Origin of the sequence: Allocoleopsis sp. (assembly GCF_036703385.1) — a bacterium.
In the GTDB taxonomy this organism is placed as follows: domain Bacteria; phylum Cyanobacteriota; class Cyanobacteriia; order Cyanobacteriales; family Coleofasciculaceae; genus Allocoleopsis.
The window spans coordinates 1-7657 of the sequence record NZ_DATNPA010000113.1 but is presented as its reverse complement, the minus strand read 5'-3'; the positions used below and the strand labels follow the sequence as shown (position 1 = coordinate 7657).

Here is a 7657-nt window from a genome sequence, read left to right as displayed (position 1 = left end):
AACTACCAAGCAGCAAAATCCGATCGCGACAGAGTCCGTTCAGTTTGTTCTACGGTAGCTCTCAAGTTTTCCGCCTCGGTTCTTAACTGTTCTAGTTGACGGCAAGCCGTGGGAACTTCAGCGGTTACAGTGGAAGGCTGTCGAGCAAATCGGCGCGTTGTTGGAGCCGTTTGCTCAATTTGCGCGAGTGCGGCATTACAAGCCTCAAAGGCGGCTTCCGAGTCCCGATTAACCCGTGTAATGTTTTCGACTAACTTCGGATCGAGCTTGCCGTTTGTCCCCAATACAGGTGGTATATTGTTCCAGATATTGGTTCCTGTGATATCGGAAAAACTTTGGTCAGCTCGCACTGGATTAGACATGATGCCTCCAGCCACAACAGTTAGACCGATAACCCAAGCTATGGATTTCATGGTTTTCATTCCCTGTACTCCTCTTCCTTAAAACCGAATTGCGGTTCCAGCACCTAAAACAAAGCGGGCGTGGTCACCAGCACCCACAATGTCGCGCACGGCTGGGGTAATGACAAACGGAATGTTCTTAAAGGGTGCGATGGAAAGACCCAAGCCTAGATCTTGCCCAGTCCACTCGGCAATAAAACTGACAGGTCGCGCAACCCGAATCGCCACATTCCCAAACACGTTGGCGTTATTATCGCCTACTTTCACCGCGCCATTGGAGCGGAACTGTCCATCTCCTACACCGGCCGTGACGGCGACACGACTGAAGGGTTTACTGAGGGAGTCTTGGGTGCGGAAAACTTTGGTAATTACCCCATATTTCGACTGTTCAAAGTCGTTGCGACCAATATTTAAAAAGCCATTCCAACCGATCGCAGCGGATAAATCTTGCCCCAACCGACGATGTAGCTTGCCGTTAAATCCACCTTGACCGAAGGGGTCGTCAGTGGTTTCAAATGCATAAGAGAGTTCGGCTCCCACTGATTTATCGGCATCGCCTAGGCCAATTCCTATCCCTCCAGTACCGACAGAACCCTCATCCCGACGCACACTGTTTTGATAGGTGCCGCTCATAAAGAGGGTGTTTTTATCAGCACCATATCCTACAGGGATGTAGATGCTCAATGCGGGTGAAGCACCATATTCTTCAGGCACTTCAGGCACCGTCAACTTAGGAATGGCTTGGGGACGGGGACAGCGGCGAGCTGTTCCTTGAGCAATCTGCTGGCTGTCTGAGTTAGCCATCGCGATACAGTTTGCCGTTCCTTTTGGTTTGGCATCCGCTACCAGTTGGCTGGTGTTAGTGGTAGATGACTGGGCAGTAATTTCATCCTGACGCAGTGCCTCCGCCTTAGAACTGACTGCGCCCTTCTCCCTCTGGGCTACTAGGGAAGATTTTTCGTTTGAGGTTCTATCTACTCCAGATGGGTTGATAGCGGGAGTTGATAACTTGGTAAGGTTGTTATCCGATTTGAGGACTTCAGCCTCTGGCCTGTTAGCCAAGGATTCGACTTGCTTCTCAACTGCCACTTTGGTATTCTCAGTAGATACAGAAGGCTCCAAGGAAAATTCTTTCCTGGAATCTGTGGCCTCTGGCTGTACCATAATTTGGGGTGATTGCCCCTTACTCAGTTGGGCAGTTCCTTCCGTTCCCTTTAAAGTAACGCTAGGGGTTGCAGTAGTTGCCTCAGAAAGCATAGGTTCCTGAGGAGAATCTCCAGCAGTTAGGCTTTCACTGGCATGAGCTGTCAGCCCACCCGCTAAGAGAACAGTCAGAGTACAAAAAGCAACGCTAGGAAAACGCATAAATTCCTCTCGCAAACTCACACCACTTCAATTGAGAAGCAGCTTTTTCCAATTCAGTCTTTGGCTTTTGCCTTAGTCACTGATACAAACCCATAGGCGCAAATCCGGACTGAATAGTTCCTGACGCTTCGTCAGCTTTACAGAAGAAACATAATTGATTTGCCGATGGAACTCGCCGCGCTTTCGGGTGTGCGATCGCAGTAAGGACCTGAGGAGCATCGGTGTGATGCTATGACAAACCAGTCTTTTGCCCTGCCTAACCCTTGCACTTCACTGGCTGCCTAGTGGAAACTCGATATAGAGGGAGTAAACCGCTCGATTCGGTTAACTTCTTCTTGTGTTCCTTGTTAGTAATAATCGATTTGAACCCATCTGTATTCCAGTTTGGATGCCTTGGGTTCAAGAAAGGTTACATCATGAAAGTATCGATTCAAGCCTTTGAAAGGACTTCCGGTATTCCTGGGGAAGTTCGGTATGAGTTTTTCCAAGGAGACATTCTGATTGGTATTGCCTCGATCTCGGCAACGCCAGAATTTTACTTTCTCCAGTTTATTACAGTGATGCCCGAAGATAGAGGGAAAGGATACGGCTCAATCATGCTGCAAGCGATTTGCGACAAATTTAATGATAAAGCCATCCACTTGGAACTTGACGCCTCCAGCCCATTAGGAATCGATAAGTTGAGAGCGTGGTATGAAAAGCATGGGTTTATTTACCTGGGGGGTGAAAATATGGTGCGAGAAGCGTCTTCTCAGGGCAGGCACTTCAAGCAACTGTGGTCTCATTGAGGTCGGTGAGCGTTCTCCCGCGCAGTCTTCCGTGGGAGTGTCAAAGGGAAAATCTGCTGCATCGGCTGCCCCTAAACGCTAGAACCTTGATTAGAAAAATTAAGGCGTCCCTCACAAAAATGGCTGTTTGGGTCGAGTCTTCTGTGTATAGGAGTAGAACGGACATTTTATACTGTTTTCTTTGCCTTAGAAATGTGCAGGCTTAGCTCTGGGTAAAGTCATGGGGCTTCCCAAGTCCTTTCAATACCGCTGTTTATAGCGGTGGAAGGCTCAAACATGCTAAAGTGCCCTTTTTAAGGCGTCAAGTTCATCATTGCTTTTCCTTATCGATGGATCTGGCGAATTGCTACCGCTTATTGGGTTTAACGTATGGAGCTTCCCTGGCTGAAGTTAAGACGTCTTATCGGCGTCTAGCACGTCGGTATCATCCTGATGTCAACGCGGGAGATACGCTCACCCAAGACAAATTTATTCAGTTGACGGAAGCCTATAAGCTTCTCCTAAGTGTGATGAATGAGCCGGTAGGGAGTGCGACGGTATCTAGCCCCTCCCAAACAGTGGCGACGAGAAGTGCCCCTCAGGAGGCTGGGGGAACGCCACGATCGCCATCAGCCGCGAAGGGGACTTGTAAGCCACCTGTGGTGCATTACACCCCACCCCTGTCTGATATGGATAAACAGCTGAAGTGGAATGCTTATGAGCAACTTCAGCAACTGCTGAAATGCCGACGTTTTGCTCGTGCGATCGCACTGGTTGAAGGTTTAGCTCACCGTATTCCCCTCGATCCAGAGGTGCGTCAGTGGCAGGCGATCGCATATTCGAGCTGGGGACGGCATCTCGTTAACGAAGGGCAACTCGATAAGGCAAGAATTTATCTCAAAAAAGCTCTACGGACTGATCCCCAAAATCGCTCCCTCTGGGCAGAAGTCGAACGAGATTTTCGCCGCATTGAGGAGATGCTGTAATACCAATTTCATAAAATAATGCAACACTTAGAAGATCCCTATTCGTCGGATTTTTGAGTAGGAAGGTACGCCATGTCTGTGTATTCCAAATGTTTCTATCAATACACGACGATGCCGTTTTACATAGATTACTGATGAGCTTCTTTACCTGTGCGGAGGGTGATCGCTATTTGGCTTGGCTAAATCTAGAGAGCGAGTGCTTAGGGATTTTGAGTCACGATCAGGGATTGGCTCGCTCGTCGATCTCATGGTGGTGAAGCAAGCTGAAACAGCAATGGAAAGCTGGTTACGGTAAATCGTGGATAAACTTTGAAAATAAGGTAACTATTATGAATCGCTCGCTAGCTTTAGTATTCATGGGAATATTGATATGACTAACTAGAGCAAGTTTGCAGCAGGATTTTTCTATGCGCGCCCGTCGATCGCTCCCTCAATTTGCACTAACGATTCTCTTGGCAACTCCTGTCGCATTATCTCTGGTGTTGATCGTCAACTTTCCTCTGACTGCCGTTGCCCAAGCACAGACCAGGGAAGACCGCAAAGCAGAAGGCGATCGATTGTTGCGACAAGGCATTGAGGAATACCACGATTACGGGCATGAGACAGCACTTCAATCTTTACAGCAGGCGTTATCCATATATCAAGCTATTCAAGATCGCAATGGTGAAGCAACCGTGCTGATGCACCTGGGTATTGCATATGAGCCAGATGAGGAAGCGATCAGCTACTACGAAAAAGCACTTTCTATCTTTAAAGAAGTTAATAACCGCAATGGTGAAATGACCGTACTGATGCACCTAGGTGAGCTGTATTTTTCGTTTAAAAAATATGAAGAAGCAATCACCTACTACGAAAAAGCATTGCCTATCGCTCAACAACTCAATAGCCGCAATCATCAAGAAACCGTGCTAGCGGGGCTGATTTCTGCATATATGTTTTTATCGCAGAATGAAAAAGCGGCTCCTTATATCGAGGCATTCAATCTTATTTCTCAACAACCCGAAGACCGTCCAATTTCTGATCAATCAACTGAAGTTGATTCAAAGCTCAGGCAGAGAAATGCGGAAGGTGATGCTCTGCGTGCTAGTGAAACCAAGCGGTTATTAGAACGAGGAATTCAGCAATATCGCAGTCAAGATGCGTTGGATGGAGGTGGTAAATCTTGGGAGCGGGCATTAAATATTTACCGGGAGATTCAAGACCTGAAAGGCGAATCACAACTATTGATGGATATCGGTAATGCGTGTCGCTCGTTACCTAAATGTAGAAATGCGACCTACTATTACGAAAAGGCAATTCCTATTTATCAACAGTTGAAAGACCTCAAGGGCGAAGCTAAGGCGTTGTCTAGATTGGGAGAGTTGTATCTGCCTAAGGACGAGCAACCTGAGAAGGCAATCGCCTTGTACCAAAAAGCATTGACCATTTATCAACAACTCAAAGATAAAAGTGGAGAAGCAAAAGTACTGCTGAATTTGGGTATTGCCCATAACTCCTTATCCAAGCATGAACAAGCAATTTCCTACTACAAGCAAGCACTGCCTATAGTGCAAACCCTCAAAGACCCGAAGAGTGAAGTAGAACTTTTATTCAACTTAGGTCTTGCATACGATTTACAATCAAAGTACCAAGAAGCAATTCGCTACTATCAACAGGCAATTCCAATTTTCCCGAAAATTCCCGCTTCACTCAACGATGGAGATGTTGAAGGTGCAGTCATGAGAAATTTAGCTTTTATTCATGACTCATTATCTCAATATGCAGAATCAATAGAATACTACAAAAAAGCTCTCTCCATTTATCGGAAATACAAGAATCGCCAAGGTGAAGGAAGAATACTATTTAATTTGGCAAAGACATACAGCATTTTATCTCAATATGATGAAGCCGCATACTACTATGAGCAAGCACTACCTATCTATCGAGAATACAACGCTGGAATTGGTGAAATTATTTTTAATCTCGGTAATTCCTATATGGCAATGTCTGAATATCAAAAGGCAATTAGCTACTATGAAGATTTACTTTCTTTCTTTGAAACATCTCCAAATATCATTCCGTTTGCTCAAAGCTATGGTGGTTTACTAATACAATTGAGCAAGGCTTATAGTGCTTTATCTCAGCATGAAAAAGCTTCTAGCTACTATAAACGCGCACTTTCTGCGCTTAACATAACTGGCAGAGATGAAAACATTGAACTCTTCAGTGAATTAGGATTGTTTTTTCAGCAACAGAATCAACCTGAACTTGCAATTACTATTTATAAAAAATCCGTTAATAGTCACGAAACTTTTCGGCGACGGCTTTTTAATGCAGGGCAAGATAATCTACCATTTCCGATGGCGCTATCTGAGGAACAATCTCGCTCAGTGCGGGAATCCTACACTAAAAATATTGCGGGAACCTACCGCGCTCTTGCCGATCTCCTGCTCCAACAGAATCGCGTCGTTGAAGCTTTACAAGTCTTGGATCTTCTTAAAGAAGTAGATCTGCAAGACTTCATTAAAGACACCAGTTCCACAAAGCGTTTCAATGAAAGTATAGAGCTACTGCCTGAAGAAGAGAAGATTCTGCACACTTTTGAAGTATTAATCACAAACAACTTTGAACCTTATGAGTGGTTCTGGAAAGACTTTACTGTAGATGCTAACGGTGACACCTTTACTGCCGCAGGGCAACAACTGGAGCGCAAAGAAGTGGCTGATGCAAAAGAGAGACAAGCATTACAGAGGAAATTAATTAAAGACTTTCCAGAAGACTCTGCCATCAAACCTGCAATACAAACCTTGAAACGCACGGCGGCTGATCAAAACTTAAACCTCAATGCTTATCAAGACCTGCAATCCAGCATTAAAAAGCTCGGTAAAAACATTGCTCTGTTCTATCCACTTATCCTCGACGATCGCCTCGAACTCGTCATCCTCACCAATGATCGTGCCCCGATCCACAAATCCATCCCCATTCCTCAAAAGCAACTCGAAAGCGAAATCCAAACCTTCCGCCAACAACTGCAAGGGCGCGACCCTCGCATCAAGCAACCGGCCCAAAAACTCTACCAAAGCATCATCCAGCCAATTGAAGCTGAACTCAAAGCCGCCGGAGTTGATACGATTGTCTACGCCCCTGACGGCATCATGCGTTATGTCCCCCTCGCCGCCCTCTACGACGGCACCCAATGGCTAGCAGAGCGCTACCAAATCAACTATCTCACGGCTCTTGCCCTCACTCCCCTTGACAAACCCACCAATCTTACCCCTAAAGTCCTTGCGGGGGCAGTCACCAAAGCATATAGCCCGATTGTCAACGGTCAGAAATATAATTTTGCAGCCCTCAGCCAAACCCAAACCGAAGTCGAGCAAATCGCCAAACTCTACCCCGACACACGATTGCTGATTAACGATAGCCTCAGCCGCTCCGCCCTCAAAAGCAACGTCTCTAATAGCACGATCATCCACCTTGCCACCCATGCCTCATTTGTCTCGAGCAGTCCTGACAAATCCTTCATTCTGCTCGGCGACGGCAGCACCCTCAGCCTGCGTGACCTCAACACCCTTACACTCCCTAACGTCTCTCTCTTCATCCTCAGCGCTTGCGAAACGGCGATGGGCAGCAAACTCAGCAACGGCATCGAAATCTTTGGCTTTGGCTACCAATTACAACGCAATCAAGTCCGAGCTTCTCTCGCATCACTTTGGCAAGTTAATGACGGCGGTACTCAGGTATTGATGAATCGCTTTTACGATGAACTCAAACAGGGTAAAACTGTTGCCAAAGCCATGCAGCAAGTCCAACAAGCCTTTATCAATCATCAACTTGGTCTGACTAAAGATACTCCGGCACGGGCAGAAATAGAAGTGAGCGGAACTAGCACTGGCGCAAGATCTGTGGATTTTTCACATCCTTATTACTGGGCACCATTCATTCTCATTGGTAATGGTCTTTGAAAAGCAATTTGCTGCATAACCCTCCCAAAGTCGAGAAAGATGTGAGATTGAACGCTTCAGAGCAATTTCTCTAAGCCAAACGTTTGCAGCAATTCACGATTCTTAGAAGGAGGATGACCTAGGACTAATGGCACTGACTTAAGGGAAAAGCGATCGTTCTTTGGAAAAACCCGGATTGGGGGGGTTCCCCCCAA

Annotated in this window: 6 protein-coding genes; 3 read left to right on the top strand and 3 right to left on the bottom strand. The window is 46.3% G+C overall.

All coding sequences use genetic code 11. The features are described 5' to 3' along the window. Positions 1–2 precede the first annotated feature (2 nt). The 3 genes from V6C93_RS05620 to V6C93_RS05610 all read right to left on the bottom strand — a co-directional run bounded on the left by V6C93_RS05620 (position 3) and on the right by V6C93_RS05610 (position 1985). On the bottom strand, positions 3–413 hold the full coding sequence (locus V6C93_RS05620; protein ID WP_333475670.1) for a hypothetical protein: 411 nt from the start codon (positions 411–413) through the stop codon (positions 3–5). A gap of 27 nt (positions 414–440) precedes the next feature. Then, positions 441–1766 (bottom strand): hypothetical protein, encoded by a 1326-nt coding sequence (locus V6C93_RS05615; RefSeq protein WP_333475669.1) that lies wholly within the window; start codon positions 1764–1766, stop codon positions 441–443. Between the two features lie 72 nt (positions 1767–1838). After that, a complete protein-coding gene (locus tag V6C93_RS05610) occupies positions 1839–1985 on the bottom strand; it encodes a hypothetical protein (protein ID WP_333475668.1) in 147 nt (48 codons plus the stop codon). A gap of 197 nt (positions 1986–2182) precedes the next feature. Here V6C93_RS05610 and V6C93_RS05605 point away from each other — a divergent pair, with 197 nt between their 5' ends. The 3 genes from V6C93_RS05605 (at position 2183) to V6C93_RS05595 (ending at position 7463) form a co-directional block, all read left to right on the top strand. After that, a complete protein-coding gene (locus tag V6C93_RS05605; protein WP_333475667.1) occupies positions 2183–2554 on the top strand; it encodes a GNAT family N-acetyltransferase in 372 nt (123 codons plus the stop codon). Positions 2555–2883: 329 nt separating this feature from the next. After that, a complete protein-coding gene (locus V6C93_RS05600) occupies positions 2884–3519 on the top strand; it encodes a J domain-containing protein (protein WP_333475666.1) in 636 nt (211 codons plus the stop codon). 407 nt (positions 3520–3926) lie between these two features. Further along, positions 3927–7463, top strand: coding sequence for a CHAT domain-containing protein (locus V6C93_RS05595; protein ID WP_333475665.1), 3537 nt, complete (start codon positions 3927–3929; stop codon positions 7461–7463). Positions 7464–7657 lie beyond the last annotated feature (194 nt).